Genomic DNA, 17496 nt, shown 5'->3' with positions numbered 1-17496 from the left:
ATCGGTGGTTCAAGGCCCCGTCCGCCGGGAAACGGCGGGCGGGGCCCGCGTCGTATACCGGCCATCTCCACGGCGAGGTCACGGAAAGGTCTCGTCAGGGGTACTGACTCCACACCGGCGATGTGGCTAACATCACGCAAGCGCGGCGATGTGGCCGCGCGGTTACGGAGGTGCGACGTGCTGCCTGGACGGGGACGAGACGACCGAGCTGCCCGGCTGCCGCGCATCCTGGGGACCCGCACCGCCTGGACACCCGTCGGCGACGGCGAGTTCTTCTGCCCCGGATGCGGGGGAGACCGCAACTACCAGCGCCTCGCCGGGCGCCGCCGCTTCACCCTGCTCGGCGTGCCCCTGCTGCCGCGCGGGGAGTCCGCGCCGACCGTCGAGTGCGCCTCCTGCGGCCGCCACTACGGCACCGACGTCCTCGACCACCCCACCACCACCCGCTTCTCCGCGATGCTCCGCGACGCCGTCCACACCGTCGCCCTCGCGGTGCTCGCCGCCGGCGGCGCCTGCTCCCGCAGCGCCCTGGAGACGGCGGCCGTCGCCGTGCGCGCGGCGGGCTTCGAGGACTGCACCGAGGCGCAGCTCGCCGCGCTGGTGGAGGCGCTGGAGGCGGACACCGGACGGGTGCGCGACGAGCCCTGCGTGCCCGGTCTGGCCATAGAGCTGCACGAGGCGCTGGACCCGCTGGCCCCGCACCTCGCCCCCGCCGGCCGCGAATCGGTCCTCCTGCAGGGCGCTCGCATCGCCCTGGCCGACGGCCCCTACACCCCCGCCGAACGCGACGTCCTGGCCACGGTCGGCGCGGCCCTGACCATCTGCTCCGCCGACGTGACCCGGCTGCTGGAATCGGCGGGGACGCCTTCCTGAGGGAGGCCCGGCCTCCCGCCGCGGCTCAGTGCCCCCCGATGAGATCGAGGCGCAGGACGTGGCGGTCCATGCCGGGCCCGAAGTAGTCACGGCGCAGACCCCCGTCGGGTTCCTCGGGGGTGAAGCCCAGGGAGCGGTAGAGCAGGATCGCCGCGTGGTTGGCGGGCTCCACGGTGAGCCGGACCCGTTCGATGCCGTCCCGGCGCAGCCGGGCCAGGATCTCCGTCATCAGCTCCCGCCCCAGTCCGTGCCGGCGGCGGTCCCGCGCCACGCACAGCCCGAGGATCCAGCTGTCACGGCCCAGCGCCGGCGCCGTCGTGGCGGCCAGCACGTAGCCGCGCAGCCGGCCCCCGCCGTCGTCGAGGACCAGGAAGTGGTCCGCGTACATGTCGTAGAGCTGGCGCAGCAGGAAGCCGGGGTAGGCGACCTCCTGGAAGACCTCCTCGTCGAGCCGCCGCAGTTCGGGCAGGTCGGACTCCCGGGCCGTGCGCAGGACGGGCGGCAGCGCGTCGGGGAACGGTCCCTGTTCCGTGAGCCGCCCGTGGCGGTCCAAGGCGCGTTCCAGCGGTTCGGCGGTCATGCGGCCCCCCAGTCGGACATGCGGACGTCAACTCGACGGGCACCGGTGCCACGCACTCGATGGAGTGAGGGGTCCCGCTGGCGGCCGGTGCTCCTTCTGGCTAGAGTGAGCGCCCAACTCACGCTGTGCAAGCGAGAGTTAAGGTGTGCGACGGTGCGCCTGACGTGCGCCCGGTGGATGAGGACTGGCGGGTTCCCGGCTGTCCGGATGCGCCCGGGAGGCCTATCTTGCGAGCAAGGGGACGCCTCTCAACCGGCCGGCGTCCACAGGACCTGCCCGCGCGGTACACGGTCTTGTCCACGAACGAACGGAACGCGGCAGGGTGACTATGGATCGCAATGCCGACGCGCCTTGGTCGAAGTTCGACCCAGAGGTGTATGTCGACAACAACTACCGGACCCCGCTCGAGGTCGACCGGCTGATCGTGCGCCTGATGCGCGACTACTTCAGCCGCTGCTTCGACGGGACCGGACCGGCTCTCGTCCGGGGTGTCGACGTCGGCGCCGGCGCGAATCTCTATCCCGCGCTGTCCATGCTGCCCTGGTGCGAGAAGATCCTCCTGCTCGAATACGCAGGTCCGAACGTCGAGTACCTCAAGCGGCAGGCCTCCGCCCAGGGATACGACACCGCCTGGGACGCCTTCTGGCAGGAGCTCGCCGACGCCCCTGCCTACCGCGGCATCGAACCGAGGTCACGGTTCAGCGAGATCGTCCAGGTGGAGAGCGGCAACCTCTTCGACCTCGACGGAGCGCGCCGCTGGGACCTCGGGACGATGTTCTTCGTCGCCGACTCCATGTCCGAGTGCCCCGAGGAGTTCCAGCGGGGCGTGCGGTGCTTCATGAACGCGCTGGGCGAAGGCGCCCCCTTCGCCGCCGCCTTCATGAAGGAATCGGTCGGCTACCGGGTCGGCGACCAGCGGTATCCGGCCTACCGGGTGAACGAGGACCGGGCCAGGGAGAGCCTGCTGCCCTTCACCAAGGAACTGGAGATCCACGACCTGCACCACGTGGTGCGACCGGGGCACGAGGGAATCCTCCTCGCCCTGGGACAGCGGAACGCGGAGATTGCCACCCCCTGAGAAGGGGGACCATGTCGGAACGCGGACTGTCGGGCACACGGTCCGGCGCACGGCAACGAGATCTGTACGAGGGGTACGGGGATGCAGATCAAGCCACGCCAGCACCTGTTGGACATCTGGCAGGCCATGGCCCGCCATTCGTTCGTCGACGGGAAACTGGTCCAGGGGGAGACCGACGGGCTGAGCAGCGTCGCGGACGCGGAGCGGCTGCTCTGCCTGCTGTATCCGGCCACCGAGGTGCCCGCGTTCCGCCTCGACAAGCCCGACACCACCGAACGCGACGTGCTGCGCGCGCTGGAGCGGCTCGGGACCCGGCTCGAGATCCCCGCCAACCTGATCACCGCGCTGACCCAGTTCATGCGCACGCACACCGGCCCCGACGGCAGCCCCACCTTCTCCGGCGGCCACTACTTCAAGCCGGCCGATCCCGAAGGACGACTCGCCCACGAACAGGGCGCGTTGGGGGTGGTGGACTCCTACTCCATGTCCGTCACGCTCTGCCTCGCCACCCTCGGCTACCTCAAGGTCTACGAGACCACCACCACCCGCCCCGAGGTGCTCAGGGCGATCGCCGAGCTGCGGGAGGCCACCAACGCCCGGCTGACCTCCGCGATGATCAGCCTGCTGCGCTCCTTCACCGTCAACGTCTTCGACGCCGAGTCCGAACAGGGCCGTCGGCTGATCCAGGTCATCGGCCAGGGCAGACAGTCCGACCGGATCGCCCTCCAGCAGTTCTCCCGCAGGCTGCGGCCCCTGCGCGCCACCATCATCGAGAGCCTCACCCGCGGCATCCAGTTCGACGAGGGCATCCGGGACGAGAGCCAGCTCTTCGAATGCGGCTGGGCCTGGGGCATCGTCCAGGACGCGCCCAAGGTCACCGACCTGGACATCCAGGTCCCCGGCCAGCCCGACGGCATCGCCGACCGGCTGCCCTACGTGTACTTCACCGTCGTCGCCCTCGACGGCATCCAGGACCTCTTCTCCGACCGCACCCTCACCCTCGGCCTGCTCGACACCGACCAGCAGAAGCTCGCCGAGGCACTGCGCCTGCGCTGGGAACTCAGCCAGCAGTACTGGTCGGCCATCGCCCGCTTCGGCTCCGAGCGCTGGCCCCTGGAGGACCTGCCCTGGCAGACCACCGGCCTGCGGCTGGAGTCCGAGTACTTCTCCCTCACCGTCGCCGCCATCCTCGTCCACGACCTGGTCCGCCGGAAGGCCACCGACGACGACCTCACCCGCACCGTCGCCATCATGGAACGCCTCGCCGACCGCGGCCGCGTCACCAGCCGGATGACCAGGGAGGACCCCACCATCCGCCTGCACAACCCCGGCGTCACCATGCCGCTCGCCGGGTCCGAGCGCTCCGGCGGGCTCCTCCTGTGGCGGATGACCGACTTCTCGGCCCAGCTCCTCAAGCGGATCATCCAGCTCGCCGAACTCTCCCGGAACATCGGCGCACAGGACAGACTGCTCCGCCTCGCCGAGCAGACCTTCGAGCACCTGTGGAACCGGCGGATAGAGGACGACGAGGGCGCCGGCCTCTGGGACAACGTCCGGGCCGTCTACCCCGACGCCCACGACGCCGAACTGCGCATGTCCTGGAGCATCACCGAGCGCGTCACCGAATGCCTCGTCGCCGCCCGCAACCTCTACGAACAGCAGCCCATCCGCAGCCCCGAACTCGCCGGGCTCGCCCGCGAACTGCTCAGCGAGGCCACCCACCTGTTCGGCAAGGAACAACTGGAGGCCTCCACCGCCGCCGACGGAAGCAGAGCCCGCGCGATGCGCAGCATCGAGAGCCGCCTCGACCACGCCCGCAGCCTGGTCGACGAGCGGCCCGCCACCGCCTTCGCCCTCGCCCTGCCCGTCCTCCAGGAACTCGACACCCTGGCCCAGGCCAGGGGCGCGGCCGCACAGGAGGTGTGAGCGTGCTCGTCTTCGCCGCCTCCGACAAGGGAGGCACCGGCCGCTCGGTGACCAGCGCCAACCTGGCCTACCAGCGCGCCCTCACCGGAGACCACGTCGCCTACGTGGACTTCGACTTCGGCTCGCCCACCTCCGCCGCCGTCTTCGACGTGCCCGGCGCCATGCGCGGCACCGAGGAACGCGGCCTCCACTCCTACCTGGAGGGCGAGACCGCCGAACCCGTCAGGATCGACGTGTGGCGGCAGACCGAGCACCCCCTGCTGCGCGCCCGCCCCAACCAGTCCGGCCGGCTGGTCCTGTTCCCCGGCGACGCGGGCGGCGGCGAGTTCGCCACCGGCGACGACGCCCTCGAACGCTGCGTCGACCTGCTGCTGCGGCTGAACGGCGAGTTCGACCTGATCATCGTGGACCTCAGCGCCGGCCGCAGCTACGCCGTCGACATGGTCCTCGCGGCGACCGCCCACCCCCGGATGCGCTTCGTCCCCTTCCGCTGGCTGGTCTTCCACCGCTGGACCCGCCAGCACGTGATCGCCGCCTCCGGACTCGTCCACGGCGAGCACGGCATCATCCGCGGCGGTGTCGACCGCGGCCACGACGAGGATGCGCTGCGCGCCGCCGTCCGCTTCGTGCGGGCCGCCGTGCCCGACCCCGAGTCGCCGCTGTGGTCCCAGGGCTCGCCCGCCCAGGCCGCCTGGATGCAGGCCTGCGACGAGGCGCTGCGCCGGCTCGCCGCCGAACACCGCATCGGCGACAGCGTCGTCCTCGGCATCGTGCCGCTGGAACCCATACTCCAGTGGCGCGAACAGCTGATCACCGAGGAGGACGTGCTCTCCACCCAGATCGCCAACAAGGAGACCCTGGAGGCGCTGGAGGAGATCGCCCGGCGCCTGACGGACGACACGCACTGGGGGCGGCCGTGACGCAGACCGGGTTCCGCGAGACCGCCGCCGAGCCGCGCACCGAGGCCGTCCCGCTGGCCCATCTCTCCCTGGAGCTGGGCCACCTCTACATGGAGGACTTCGAGGCCGGCCCCGAACGCCTGCGCCGGCACTTCGCCGAGGTGCGTCCCTGGGCGGAGGCGGCCCGCGCCGCCGCCACCGCCCGCACCGGCGGCAGACGCGCCCGGATCAGCACCTGCTTCCTCATCGACGACTACTTCACCCGATTCTCCACCCCCGCCGAGGTCGTCCCCATGCTCCTGGCGGAGGCCGACCGGGCCGGACTGACCGTCGACTACCTCGCCCGCGAGTCCGGCTGCGCCGTCACCGGCAAGGTGCCCGTCGCCGAGGCGGTGGCCGGCCGCATCGTCGAGTCGCCGCCGCCCGGCAGCTACGGCATGCGGCCGCCCGTCGCGCAGACCGGCTGGCTGGCCAACGGCGAACGCAGCCCCGCCGCCCGCGCCCCGCAGGCGATGAAACGCGCCGCCGTCTGGCAGCCGCCCCGGGAGACCGCGGCCCGCCGCCACTCCGTCTTCCTGGACACCGAACTGTGGAGCGACGACGCCGACGGGCAGCGCACCTGGTCCTGCCCCTTCCTCGCCGCGGTGTGGCAGCTCGCCCGCCTCGGCCTGCTGCGCAACCAGGGCGAGGCCGTCCTCGTCCCCCGGCCGCACACCGCCTCCGGCTTCCCCGACGACTGGGACGAACTGCCCTCGCTGGTGCGGCTCAACCCCGGCGCGGACCCGTTCGCCGCCTACCGGACCTGCTCGGTGCTGCCCAACCGGTTCCTGCCCGTCGAGCACGCCGTCCGCGTGATCCTCGACCAGATCGAGGTCGACCCCGACGCGCTGGACCAGGTCGCCAGGCGGTCCGCCGGCGAGCGGACGGCCGTCCCCGACTCGGTGGCCGACCGTGTCTCCTACGTCTTCTACGCGGGGGCCTGACATGGCGCCGCGGGAGACCACGCCGGGCCCCGTGCTCGCCTGCGGCGAGGTCCGCACCTGCCTGCTGCCCACCCGGCAGGCCCTCGACGTCCGCTCCGCCGTCCAGCTCCTCGGCCTGCGCGCCGACGAACGCGTCCTGCTCTCCGAACGCCCCAACCTCTACGCGCGTTCCCCCGACACCCTCACCGGCGTCGACTGCCCCCTGCCCAGCGCCAACGGCGCCCGGGTCCGCGCCGTCGGCACGGTCACCGCACGGGCCGCGCTCACCGAGGGCCGCGTCCTGCAGACCTCCGCCCACTTCCGCGTCCCCGCCGCCGGCCCCGACCAGCGGCGGCCCTGGGGCCACTACCTGGTGCGGCCCGGCGTCGTCGAACCGCTCGGCAGACTGCCCCGCGACGCGGTCGCCCGGGGCGTTCTCGACGGCGGACGCCACGGCGACCTCGACGTCGGTCTGATCGCCGACGGACTGCTCACCCGGCTGCTGCGCCACCCCCTCCTCGACCACCGGCCGCCCCTGAGGTCCCGCCCCACCCGGCTGCGCTGGGTGGCCCTGCCCGCGGCACCCGGCGAGGGCCCCTCGATCGAGAGCTTCACCCTCGCCGAGGACGAACTGCGCACCGTCCGGCTCCGCGTCCCGGAGCACACCGCCGGCGGCGACATCGCCGGCCTCTGCGACGACCTGGCCCTGCACGACTGGCTGCTCACCACCCTGGTCCGCATGCTCGACGGAATCCGCCTGGGCGCCGGCCCGGAACACGGCCCCGCCGTCGTCGAGGCACTGCGCCCCGCCGTCAACCACCTGCTGCACCTGTGGATGCCGCGGGCCAGGGTGGCCGAGGACCTGGCCGCGCTCTGGGACCCGCTGGAGGAGCGGCCCGGTTTCACCCGCCAGTGGCAGACGCTGGTGCAGCGCATCCGCGACCAGCTCACCCTGCACGCCGTTCCCGCGGCCCACCGGGAGGCCGAACCGGCCACCTAGCGCACGGCACCGCCTCCCACGCACATCCCCGCAGCCCCGATCCGACGCGTATCCCAACGGGGGGAGAAGCGAGATGAGCACGGCACAGTCATCCCGGCCGGACGACACGGCCGGCCCGCCGGACCGTCCGAAGGGCCCGGCGATCTTGGGCCTCGCGGCCCTGAGGGGCGAGTCACCGTGGCCGCGCCGGCTCCTGGCCGGCCTCGTCACGGGCGCGCTCGCCTGGAGCGTCACCGCACTGATCGTCCCCGGCAGCGGCCCGCTGCGGCAGGCCGCCACCGCCGTCCTGTGCGCCTGCGCGACGGTCCTCCTGCCGTACCTCCTCGCCCCCGACCGCCACACCGAGGAGCTCCGCTCCCGGGACCAGCGGCTGCGGGACGCGCAGGCGGAGGAGCACACCCGGCGCGTGGAGGAGCACACCCGCCGGGTGGAGACCGCGCTCGCCGAGCACGCCGCCGCCGTCCGCGACGGCCTCAACCGGTACGACGACGAACTGCGGACCGGCCTGGTCCGGCACACGGAGGACGTGCGGCGGCTCGTCGAGCACCACCTCGCCCAGGCGGCCCGCCGCACCGAGCCCTACCCGGCGCTGGACCGGGCCCGCATCGACGGCGTACCGGAGCTGGCCAAGAGCTTCGCCGAGGTCCTCGCGCCCGGGCCGTCGATCCTCCACACCTTCGTCCGCCTGGAGATGACCCGGGTCGTCGGCCACATGGCGGACCTCACCAACCTGACCGCGGAGTGCCCCGGCGAGAACCACGACTGGATGCTCGCCCTCACCCGCGCCGCCGAGCAGTCCATCTGCGCCACCAGCACCTCCGTCGACCGCGAGTTCTGGAACAGCGAGCCCGCCAGCCGCTATCTCGAGGCCCAGCAGGAGGCGGTCGACGAGCAGGGCGTGACGGTGCGCCGGCTGTTCCTGCTGGAGAGCGCGCGCGAGCTCGACGACCGGCTGCTGCGGCTGTGCGAGGAGCAGGAGCTGCGGCACATCGAGGTCCGCGCCGCGGTCCTGCCCGAACTGCCCCCGCACCTCCAGCGCGGCACCACGAACGACTTCATCCTCTACGACGAGGAGGTGTCCTTCGAGATCGAGCAGGACCTGCGCGACGTCAACGTCCGCACCCGGCTCATCGCCCGCCAGGAACACGTCCGGGACCGGATGAAGCGCTTCCGGGAGCTCTGGGAGGCGGGCATGGGCCTGCGCGAGCTGGAGGTCCGGGTCGACGCCGAGGAGGACGGCAACTGGATGGTCGACCGGGCCTGAACCGGGGCCCGTTACTCCCCGGGGAGTAGCACCGGCCGCGTGTCACCCCCGGCAGTAACCGCCGAATCGCCCTCCGGCCCGACGTACCGGCGTCCCGCCGCCGGAAGTCTGGAGACGTACTCGTCCAGACATCCGACCGGAGGGAGCCCGTCACATGGGGGCCGCAAGGACACGTGCGGGAACGAGCGGGGGACGGCGCCGGGCGGTGCCCTGGCTGGTGCTCGGCCTGTGGATCGCCGTACTGGCCGTCGCCGCGCCGTTCGCGTCGCAGCTGTCGGACGTGCAGCGGGACCGGGCCGTCGACTACCTGCCGGCGAGCGCCGACTCGACACAGGCCGCGAAGCTGCAGGAGCGGCTGCCCGGCGGCGAGGCCACCGAGATGGTCGTCGTCTACCACCGCGACGGCGGGCTGACCGCCGCCGACAAGGCCACCGCCGCCGAGCAGATCGCCGAGATCGCGGGCGCGCACCGGCTGACCGGCAGCCCGGTGGGCATCCCGTCCGAGGACGGCACCACGCTCATGTACCCGGTCGCCAGCAACGAGCCCGGCCAGGACGAGGAGGCGCGGGACGCACTGGTCAACGCCGTGCGCGACGTCGCCCGGGGAGGTGACGGGCTCACCGCGGAGGTCGGCGGTCCGGGCGCGCTCGCCACCGACGCCGCCCAGGTCTACAACTCGCTCGACGGGCCGCTGCTCTACACCACCGCCGCGGTGGTCGCCCTGCTGCTGATCCTCATCTACCGCAGCCCGTTCCTGTGGCTGGTCCCGCTGACCGTCGCGGGCATCGCCGACTACCTCTCCATGGGCGTCGCCTACGGCCTCAACCAGTGGTTCGGCACCTCGGTGTCCGGTCAGAGCGCCGGCATCATGACCATCCTCGTCTTCGGTGTCGGCACCGACTACGCGCTGCTGCTCGTCGCCCGCTACCGCGAGGAACTGCGCCGCATCGAGCGGCCGTACGACGCCATGCTCGCCGCGCTGCGCGGCTGCGGCCCCGCCGTGCTCGCCTCCTCCGGCACCGTCGCCGCCGGACTGCTGTGCCTGCTCGCCGCCGACCTCAACTCCAGCCGGGGCATGGGCCCGCTGGGCACCGTCGGTGTGCTGTGCGCCCTGGTCGCCATGCTGACGCTGCTGCCCGCGGTCCTGGTCCTGCTGGGCCGCCGCGTCTTCTGGCCGCTCGTGCCCCGCTACGGCAGCACGCCCAAGGCCCGCCGGTCGCTGTTCGCCGCGATGGGCGGCTCCGCCGAACGCCGGCCCCGCGCCGTCCTCGTCGGCGGGGCGCTGCTGCTCGGCGCGCTGGCGCTCGGCTCGTTCAACCTGCCCGGCTCCCTCAAGCAGGAGGACTCCTTCACCTCCAGGCCCGAGGCCATCGCCGCCATGGAGACCCTCGCCGCCGCCTATCCGGAGCGCGGCACCCAGCCCATCACCGTCATGGCCCCCGACGACCGCGCCGACGCGGCCCTCGCCGAGGCCCGCGGCGTCCGCGGCGTGGTGAGCGCGGAGAAGGGCCGCAGCGGCGGGGGCTGGACCGAGCTGACGGTGCTGGCCTCCGCCCCGCCCCAGTCGGCGGCCGAGACCGCCACCATCGAGGCCCTGCGCGACAGCCTCGACGGCTCCTACGTCGGCGGGCCCAGCGCCCAGCAGATCGACCTGGAGGACACCAACGCCCGCGACACCGTCATCGTCGTCCCGCTCGTGCTGCTGTCGGTCCTGCTGATCCTCGTGGCGCTGCTGCGGTCCCTGGTCGCCCCGCTGATCCTGGTCGCCGCCGTCGTCGCCGTGTGGGGTGCGGCCCTCGGCATCGGCGGACTCGTCTTCGGGCCCCTGTTCGGCTTCGAGGGCACCGACCCGGGCCTCGGCCTGCTGTCCTTCGTGTTCCTGGTGGCCCTCGGCGTCGACTACGGCATCTTCCTGATGCACCGCATGCGCGAGGAGTCCCTGCGCGGCGCCGAACCGACGCGGGCCGCCCTCACCGCGCTGCGCACCACCGGCGGGGTCATCGCCTCCGCCGGACTGGTCCTCGCGGCCACCTTCGCCGTGCTCACCAGTATGCCGATGGTGCAGCTCGTCGAGCTGGGCTTCGTCATCGCGGTCGGAGTCCTCCTCGACACCTTCCTCGTCCGCACCTACCTGGTGACCAGCGCGAGCGTCGCCCTGCGCCGCCGGGTGTGGTGGCCGGGGCGGCTGTCCCGGGAGCCCGGGGAGCCGGCGCCGGCCGCCGAGCGGGAGCCCGTCGGTGTCTGAGGTGTCCGACGACCGGAGTGCGCCCCTCCCCTCCCGGAGGGGCGCGTCCGTCACGGAGGATGGGCGCGTGCAGGCAACCACTCCGGCGTCCCCGCGTCCCCGTGTCGGTGAGCGGATCATGGCCGTCGTCAACCGTGACCCGCGCACCGTCCCGCACGGCACCCGCAACGACGCCGTGCTCGCCGCGGTCCTCCTCGCCGTGGCCGCCTGTCTGGCGCTGTTCACCGACGAGGGCCGCCGCCCGGACGCCCTGGGGTGGACGCTGCTGGCCGCCGCGCACGTCCCGCTCGTGTGGCGGCGGCGCCGTCCGCTGCTGGTGCTCGCGGCGGTGACGGCCCTGATGGGGCCGTACCACGCCCTGGACAACAACCACGCCGCGGCCGGTCCCGTCTCCTACGTCGCGCTCTACACGCTGGCCGTCACCGGCCGCCCGCTGCGCACGGTCCTGACCGGCGTCGCGGTCCTCACGGTGTCCGTGAGCGTCATGCTCACCGTCAACACCCATCAGGCGGTCGAGCTGCTCCGGATCTCCGGCTGGGTGATCGCCGTCCTCTTCGCCGGCGTCGACGTCCGTTACTACCGCCAGTACGTCGCCTCCATCGTCGAGCGGGCCGAGCGCGCCGAACGCACCCGCGAGGAGGAGGCCCGGCGGCGCGTCGCCGAGGAGCGCCTGCGGGTCGCCCGGGACCTGCACGACCTGCTCGCGCACAGCATCACCCTGATCGGCGTGCAGACCTCGGTCGCCGCGCACGTCCTGACCGCCGACCCGGAGCGGCTGGACCGCGAGGCCGTCGCCAAGGCCCTCGACGACATCGCCGACACCTGCCGGACCGCGCGCGGCGAACTGCGGGCCACGCTGGAGGTGCTGCGCGAACAGGGCACGCCCGACGCCCGCGACCCGCTGCCCGGACTGCACGGCCTGCCCCACCTGGCCGAGGCCGCCCGGCTCGCCGGGGCCCGGGTCGACCTGTCGGTACGCGCCGACGACGTCCCGCCCGCGGTCGGCGCCGCCGCCTACCGCATCGTCCAGGAGGCGCTGACCAACGTCGTGCGCCACGCGGGACCGGGACCGTCGGTCCGCGTCGAGGTGCACGCCGAGCCGGGCGCCCTGCGCCTGTCCGTCACCGACGACGGCCCCGGCGCCGGTGACGGCACCGGCGGCGCCCCCGGTTTCGGGCTGGTCGGCATGCGGGAGCGGGCCCGCAGCGTGGGTGGCACACTCGACGCCGGACCGCGGAACGGGGGAGCGGACGGTTTCGGGGTGACGGCCGTGCTGCCGACGCCCAGGACTTGGGAGAGGGACGGATGACCATACGCGTGCTGCTCGCGGACGACCAGAACCTGGTCCGTGCCGCGTTCGCCCTGCTCGTCGCCTCGGCCCCCGACATGGAGGTCGTCGGGGAGGCGGGCACCGGCCGGCAGGCCGTCGAACTGGCCCGTACCGAACGCGCCGACCTGGTCGTCATGGACGTCCGCATGCCCGACCTCGACGGCATCGAGGCGACCCGGCTGATCGCCGCCGACGAGGACCTCGCGGGCGTCAAGGTGCTCGTCCTCACCACCTACGACACCGACGAGAACATCGTCGAGGCGCTGCGCGCGGGCGCCTCCGGGTTCCTGGTGAAGGACACCCGGCCCGCCGAACTCCTCGACGCCATCCGCACGGTGACGGCCGGCGACGCGCTGCTCTCGCCCGGTCCGACGGCCCGGCTGATCGAGCGGTTCCTGCGCAGCCCCTCGCCGCCGGTGGCGGGCGGTGCCGGACCCGACCGCCTCTCCGCGCGGGAGCGTCAGGTCCTCACCCTGGTCGCCCGCGGCCTCACCAACGCGGAGATCGCCGACTCCCTGGGGCTGAGCCCCCTGACCGCCAAGACCCACGTGAGCCGCATCATGGGCAAGCTGGGCGCCCGGGACCGGGCCCAACTGGTCATCGTGGCCTACGAGTCGGGCCTGGTCACGCCGGGTGGCCGTCAGGCGCAGTAGGTGTCCGCGGCGGGCCGCTGCCCGGTCGCCAGGAAGCGGGAGGCCGTGTCATCGCCGCAGGCGTTGCCGTTGGCGAGGTAGGGGTTGTGGCCGGTGGAGTTCACGGTGACCATGACCGCGCGCGGACCGAGTGCCTCCCGCATCTTCAGGGCGCCGTCGAGGGGGGTGGCGACGTCCCGCTCGTTCTGGAGCAGCAGGATGTTGGACGGCCCCTCGTCAGTGATCCGCACCGGTGCCTCACGGGGCGGGTACGGCCAGGCGGCGCACAGCATGGCGTTGCGGGGCATTCCGGCGGTGAGCGGGTACTTGGCGCGGCTCTCGGCGACACCCTTCTCGTACACGGCCTGGGACTTGGGCCAGGACACGTCGTTGCACAGCGTCCCGGCGCCCACGGCGGTGACGTTCTGCAGCACGGCCTCGGGCGGCACCGCGGGCGCGGGCGGCACGGTGCCCTGCTGTGCGGCCCGCATCAGCCGGGCGAGCGTCGGATAGCGGCTGGGGGAGTAGAGGCTGTCCAGCATGGTCTGGCGCAGCACATTGCCGTTCAGCTCCTCCGGGTTGGCTCCGGGCCAGGGCAGGGGCTCCCGGTCCAGCCGGGCGGCGAGCCGCAGGAACATCGGCCGCACGTCGGCGGCACTGCGCGCCAGGCGGTCGGGGTTCCCGGGCTCGGACGCCCAGGCCGCGAAGTGCGGGAAGGTGTCCTCGACACCCTGCTCGTGCGCGGCCAGCCAGGCGCGGTTGACGCGGGTGGGGTCGGGGTTGTCGACGCTGTCCAGCACCACGCGGTCGGTGCGGCGCGGGAACATCTGCGCGTACACCGCCCCCACGTACGTCCCGTACGACGTCCCCCACGCGGAGATCTTCCGCTCACCGAGCGCGGCCCGGAGGAGGTCGATGTCGCGGGCCTCGTTGGCAGTGCTGAGGTGTTTGATCAGCTCGCCGCCGTTGCGGGCGCAGGCGTCGGCCATGCGGCGGGCGGTGGCCATGTTCGCGTCCACCGAGCCGTCGGGGGCGGGCCAGGGGCGGAGCCTGGAGGTGGCGAGGTCGCCGTGTTCCAGCCCGCAGTCGACGGGGGTGGAGGGAGCGAGCCCACGCGGCGCGAACCCGATGAGGTCGTAGGCGTCCCGGACGCTCTGTGGCAGCTTCTGGCCCTTACCGGAGGGGTCGTTGAGGCTGGAGCCACCCGGCCCGCCGGCGATGAGCATCAGGGCGCCGCGCCGGGCATCCGGATTCTCACTGCGGATACGCGAGACGGCGATGTCGATGCGGGGGCCGTTCGGGTCGGCGTGGTCCATGGGGACCCGGAGGGTGGCGCACTGCTGACGGGGGTCGAGGCCGGTGCCCTCGCAGACCGTCCAGGCGAGGGGCTCGGACGGGCCGGCGGTGGCAGAGGCGGTCACGGGTGCGGTGATGCCGAGGAGAGCCGTGGACACGCCGACGATGGCGGCGTTGCGGATGGTTCGCGTGCGCTGCGTCATGTGACGAGCCTCGCGGATGTCCGAGGCCCTCCCCATCCGGGCAACAACCTGAAACGCAGGGGGGATTACCCCAATACGGCTGTCGGGGTTCTCCCTCGGGACGTCACACGAAGAAGCTGTCGTGCCGGACCTGGAACTCCCTCAGTTCCTCGCCGCCGCGCTGCGCGAACTCGGCGACGCGCTCGAAGTACTCCTCGCGCGGTGCGCCCGGGGAGAAGAGCATCAGCATGGACACGGGGTCGTCGCTGTCGTTCCTGAAGGCGTGCAGTCCGCCGACCGGCACGTACAGGAAGTCGCCCTGGCGTCCGGTGACCCAGCGCTCGCCGTCGTAGAGCTCGACCTCGCCGGACAGGACGTAGAAGGACTCGGAGATGCTCCGGTGGAAGTGCGTCCTTGCGCCGGGCGCCTTGGGGCCCATGTCGATCTTGTACAACCCGAACTCCCCGCCGGTGGAGGCGTGGCTCGCGAGGTAGTGGGTGGTCGTGCCACCCGGGGAGACGACGTCCGGCGGGGTGCCGGCACCTCTGAACACGGCGTTGATCTCGCCCTTCTCCCCGAGGTAACGCGGCTCCGGGTACGACATGGGAGTGCCCCCTTCGTTTCGTGCGCTGCGGGTCCGCGGGCAATCCTCGCGCACGGGGGCGCTGCGGTCATCGTCCGGCAGGCCGAGAGGGGAGGGAGGCGGAAGGTGTGGGCCCTGGGGCCGTGTGCCGGCGAGTGGCCGCGGGGACGTCCTTCACCCGGCTCGCGGAGGCACGGCACCGGCGAGGAGGCGGACGCCCCCGACGGTGCGCACGAACTCCGTCCAGGCCGCCGCCCCCACGACGATCACCGGCCCGGCGTCCACCTTGCTGTCACGGACCGGGACGACCCCGGGGACGCCGTCGGCGACCTCGACGCAGCTACCACCCTCGCCGTTGCTGTAGCTGCTCTTCCGCCAGCGGGCGGCACCGGGGAAGTCGTACGCGACTTCGACGCAGTCGCCGCCGTTGCCGTCGCTGTAGCTGCTCTTCGTCCAGCGGGCGTTGGTCAGGTCGTACTCGCGCATCGTCTGTGGTCCTCCACCGCCGACTCGATCCGGGCCAGGGACGCCTCCGGCGACAGCGCGGCGGCCCTGAGCAGATCGTATGCCGAGTGCACTCGCTTCACTACGGCTGGATCGTCCAGCAGATTTCCCGAATACACGGCTTCTGTATAGACCGTTGGGGGAGCGTCCTCGAACTCCATGAGCTTCAGGGACCCCGTCATGACGGGATACGCTCCCGCCGCGAAAGGCAGCACCTGCGCCAGCACCGTGCGTGCCCGCACCAAGGTGGCGATGTGCTCCAGTTGGTCGGCGATCACCGTCGGTCCGCCGACGGGGGTGCACAACACACTTTCGTGCAGGATCACCCAGTACACGGGACGGGCAGCGTCCGCGAGAATCCTCGCCCTCTCCCGGCGGCCGGACACCTTCTCCTCGATGTACTCGTCCGGAGCGAACGGGTTCATCGCCAACGTCACCGCTCGCGCGTACGCCGACGTCTGCAACAGTCCCGGAACCAGTGCCGGCGCGAACTCAGAGATCTTCGTCGCGAGCGCCTCCAGCTCCGCCACCGCCGCGAAGTAATCCGCATACCGAGGGTCATCAATCAGTTTCCGGCACAGTCGCTCGAAAATACCGTCGGTTTGCAGTACGGCGTCGATCCGCTGGGCCACGTCCAACTGCGGTTTGCGAATCGCCTGTTCGAACTGGCCGATGTAGCCGCCGGAGACGAATACCCGCTGGCCCAGCTCGGCTTGGGTGATGCCGGCGTCCTCGCGTCGCCGCTTGAGTTCCGTGCCGAAGAACTCCCAGGCCGCCTGCCGCGAACCGTTGGCCATAACCAAACCCCCTGCACTGACCCGCACTTGTAGGGCGCGGACTCCTGCCGAGTGTAGACACGGAGAGGCATTCTTGGGTCACGAAGAGTGAAACCGGAAAGGGAAGGGGAGCACGGTGGAGGCAGCACACTCGGCGTTCTGTGCCGAAGAAGCGGAGGCAACGGTGAAAGAATTGCGCGCAGCACTCGCGGAGGCGGGAATTACTCTTCCGTCGCTCGGGCTGGACCCGGTGAGTCTTGCGCGGGAGGCACCGTGTCCCCTCGTCGAATTGGGCCGCTGTTCCGTGGAGACCGCGCGGCGCCTCGCGGCGGTGTTGCGATGATCATGCCGCCGGTCGGGTCCCACGCCGTCGACACCCGCAGCGGCCGGGTCGGGATCGTCATGGGGCACGAGGGGCCGTACGTCCAGCTGCGGCCGTACGGCGGAGGGCGGGAGTGGGACGCCGATCCGGGTGACGTACGACACGCCACCCTGGCCGAGCGGCTCAGCGCGGCGACGGCGTACGCCAACGCCAGAAGCCGGGGCGAGGTGCCCTGAGGCATGCGGGAGAATGGGCTCCATGAGTCTGTTCCGCGACGACGGCATCGTGCTGCGCACCCAGAAGCTGGGTGAGGCGGACCGGATCATCACGTTGCTCACGCGCGGTCACGGACGCGTACGCGCCGTGGCCCGCGGGGTGCGGCGCACGAAGTCGAAGTTCGGGGCGCGGCTGGAGCCGTTCTCGCACGTGGACGTGCAGTTCTTCTCGAAGGGCAGCGAGCTGGTCGGGCGCGGGCTGCCGCTGTGCACGCAGAGCGAGACCATCGCGCCGTACGGCGGCGGGATCGTCACGGACTACGCGCGCTACACCGCCGGGACGGCCATGCTGGAGACCGCCGAGCGGTTCACGGACCACGAGGGCGAGCCGGCGGTGCAGCAGTACCTGCTGCTGGTCGGCGCGCTGCGGACCCTCGCCCGGGGCGAGCACGCGCCGCACCTCGTCCTCGACGCCTTCCTGCTGCGCTCCCTCGCCGTCAACGGCTACGCGCCGACCTTCGGCGACTGCGCGAAGTGCGGCATGCCGGGACCGAACCGGTTCTTCTCGGTCGGTTCGGGCGGCTCCGTCTGCGCGGACTGCCGGGTGCCCGGCAGCGTCGTACCCTCGCCGCAGGCCCTGGAACTGCTCGGCGCGCTCCTCACGGGAGACTGGGCCACCGCGGACGCGTGCGAGGCGCGCTACGTCCGGGAGGGGAGCGGGCTGGTCTCCGCTTACCTGCACTGGCACCTGGAGCGCGGTCTGCGTTCCCTGCGGTACGTCGAGAAGACCTAGGCGAGAAGACCCGGACGAAGTCCTGGCCACGAGGCG

The 17496-nt window shown here is 72.5% G+C and carries 18 protein-coding genes; 13 read left to right on the top strand and 5 right to left on the bottom strand.

The window, feature by feature from the left end:
* The first annotated feature begins 177 nt into the window (after nucleotides 1-177).
* Nucleotides 178-873 carry a TerB family tellurite resistance protein gene (locus ACFYOJ_RS18780; protein WP_356556702.1) on the top strand — a complete coding sequence of 232 codons (696 nt, stop codon included), beginning with the start codon at nucleotides 178-180 and terminating at the stop codon, nucleotides 871-873.
* Between the two features lie 25 nt (nucleotides 874-898).
* On the opposite strand, the gene ACFYOJ_RS18775 is transcribed toward ACFYOJ_RS18780, so the two are convergent.
* Complete coding sequence (locus ACFYOJ_RS18775) at nucleotides 899-1453, bottom strand: GNAT family N-acetyltransferase (protein ID WP_356556703.1); 555 nt, start codon at nucleotides 1451-1453, stop codon at nucleotides 899-901.
* Between the two features lie 328 nt (nucleotides 1454-1781).
* Between ACFYOJ_RS18775 and ACFYOJ_RS18770 the strand changes: the two genes are divergently transcribed.
* The 9 genes from ACFYOJ_RS18770 to ACFYOJ_RS18730 all read left to right on the top strand — a co-directional run bounded on the left by ACFYOJ_RS18770 (nucleotide 1782) and on the right by ACFYOJ_RS18730 (nucleotide 12810).
* Nucleotides 1782-2531: an SCO2525 family SAM-dependent methyltransferase gene (locus tag ACFYOJ_RS18770; protein WP_356556704.1), complete on the top strand. Its 750-nt coding sequence runs from the start codon at nucleotides 1782-1784 to the stop codon at nucleotides 2529-2531.
* Between the two features lie 81 nt (nucleotides 2532-2612).
* The gene (locus ACFYOJ_RS18765) at nucleotides 2613-4457 is read left to right on the top strand and encodes an SCO2524 family protein (RefSeq protein WP_356556705.1); all 1845 of its coding nucleotides are present in this window, start codon (nucleotides 2613-2615) and stop codon (nucleotides 4455-4457) included.
* Nucleotides 4458-4459: 2 nt separating this feature from the next.
* A complete protein-coding gene (locus tag ACFYOJ_RS18760) occupies nucleotides 4460-5377 on the top strand; it encodes an SCO2523 family variant P-loop protein (protein ID WP_356556747.1) in 918 nt (305 codons plus the stop codon).
* Nucleotides 5374-6339: an SCO2522 family protein gene (locus ACFYOJ_RS18755; RefSeq protein ID WP_356556706.1), complete on the top strand. Its 966-nt coding sequence runs from the start codon at nucleotides 5374-5376 to the stop codon at nucleotides 6337-6339. The genes ACFYOJ_RS18760 and ACFYOJ_RS18755 overlap by 4 nt, the downstream gene beginning before the upstream one ends.
* A gap of 1 nt (nucleotide 6340) precedes the next feature.
* Nucleotides 6341-7318 (top strand): SCO2521 family protein, encoded by a 978-nt coding sequence (locus ACFYOJ_RS18750; protein WP_356556707.1) that lies wholly within the window; start codon nucleotides 6341-6343, stop codon nucleotides 7316-7318.
* A 73-nt stretch (nucleotides 7319-7391) separates the two neighbouring features.
* Complete coding sequence (locus tag ACFYOJ_RS18745) at nucleotides 7392-8582, top strand: hypothetical protein (protein WP_356556708.1); 1191 nt, start codon at nucleotides 7392-7394, stop codon at nucleotides 8580-8582.
* A gap of 154 nt (nucleotides 8583-8736) precedes the next feature.
* The gene (locus ACFYOJ_RS18740; RefSeq protein WP_356556709.1) at nucleotides 8737-10827 is read left to right on the top strand and encodes an MMPL family transporter; all 2091 of its coding nucleotides are present in this window, start codon (nucleotides 8737-8739) and stop codon (nucleotides 10825-10827) included.
* 67 nt (nucleotides 10828-10894) lie between these two features.
* The gene (locus tag ACFYOJ_RS18735) at nucleotides 10895-12136 is read left to right on the top strand and encodes a histidine kinase (protein ID WP_356556710.1); all 1242 of its coding nucleotides are present in this window, start codon (nucleotides 10895-10897) and stop codon (nucleotides 12134-12136) included.
* Nucleotides 12133-12810: a response regulator transcription factor gene (locus tag ACFYOJ_RS18730; RefSeq protein ID WP_356556711.1), complete on the top strand. Its 678-nt coding sequence runs from the start codon at nucleotides 12133-12135 to the stop codon at nucleotides 12808-12810. The genes ACFYOJ_RS18735 and ACFYOJ_RS18730 overlap by 4 nt, the downstream gene beginning before the upstream one ends.
* Here the strand turns inward: ACFYOJ_RS18730 and ACFYOJ_RS18725 are convergent.
* From ACFYOJ_RS18725 to ACFYOJ_RS18710, 4 genes are all read right to left on the bottom strand, one after another.
* Nucleotides 12798-14288 carry an alpha/beta hydrolase gene (locus ACFYOJ_RS18725; RefSeq protein ID WP_356556712.1) on the bottom strand — a complete coding sequence of 497 codons (1491 nt, stop codon included), beginning with the start codon at nucleotides 14286-14288 and terminating at the stop codon, nucleotides 12798-12800. The genes ACFYOJ_RS18730 and ACFYOJ_RS18725 overlap by 13 nt on opposite strands.
* Before the next feature lie 103 nt (nucleotides 14289-14391).
* A complete protein-coding gene (locus ACFYOJ_RS18720; protein ID WP_356556713.1) occupies nucleotides 14392-14871 on the bottom strand; it encodes a cupin domain-containing protein in 480 nt (159 codons plus the stop codon).
* Between the two features lie 153 nt (nucleotides 14872-15024).
* The gene (locus ACFYOJ_RS18715; protein ID WP_356556714.1) at nucleotides 15025-15336 is read right to left on the bottom strand and encodes a DUF397 domain-containing protein; all 312 of its coding nucleotides are present in this window, start codon (nucleotides 15334-15336) and stop codon (nucleotides 15025-15027) included.
* Nucleotides 15318-16151, bottom strand: a complete 834-nt coding sequence (locus ACFYOJ_RS18710; RefSeq protein ID WP_356556715.1) for a helix-turn-helix transcriptional regulator — start codon at nucleotides 16149-16151, stop codon at nucleotides 15318-15320. The genes ACFYOJ_RS18715 and ACFYOJ_RS18710 overlap by 19 nt, the downstream gene beginning before the upstream one ends.
* A gap of 115 nt (nucleotides 16152-16266) precedes the next feature.
* Between ACFYOJ_RS18710 and ACFYOJ_RS18705 the strand changes: the two genes are divergently transcribed.
* The 3 genes from ACFYOJ_RS18705 to recO are packed head-to-tail and all read left to right on the top strand — an operon-like array spanning nucleotide 16267 to nucleotide 17460.
* Nucleotides 16267-16473: a hypothetical protein gene (locus tag ACFYOJ_RS18705; RefSeq protein ID WP_356556716.1), complete on the top strand. Its 207-nt coding sequence runs from the start codon at nucleotides 16267-16269 to the stop codon at nucleotides 16471-16473.
* Complete coding sequence (locus tag ACFYOJ_RS18700; RefSeq protein WP_356556748.1) at nucleotides 16473-16688, top strand: hypothetical protein; 216 nt, start codon at nucleotides 16473-16475, stop codon at nucleotides 16686-16688. Before ACFYOJ_RS18705 ends, ACFYOJ_RS18700 begins: the two co-directional genes overlap by 1 nt.
* A 22-nt stretch (nucleotides 16689-16710) precedes the next feature.
* Nucleotides 16711-17460 (top strand): DNA repair protein RecO, encoded by a 750-nt coding sequence (gene recO / locus ACFYOJ_RS18695; protein ID WP_356556717.1) that lies wholly within the window; start codon nucleotides 16711-16713, stop codon nucleotides 17458-17460.
* Nucleotides 17461-17496: the final 36 nt, after the last annotated feature.

The sequence above is a fragment of the Streptomyces sp. NPDC006384 genome (genome assembly GCF_042870695.1).
Lineage (GTDB): Bacteria > Actinomycetota > Actinomycetes > Streptomycetales > Streptomycetaceae > Streptomyces.
Note: the sequence above shows the minus strand (reverse complement) of the source record. Positions and strands in the feature narration are given on the sequence as shown.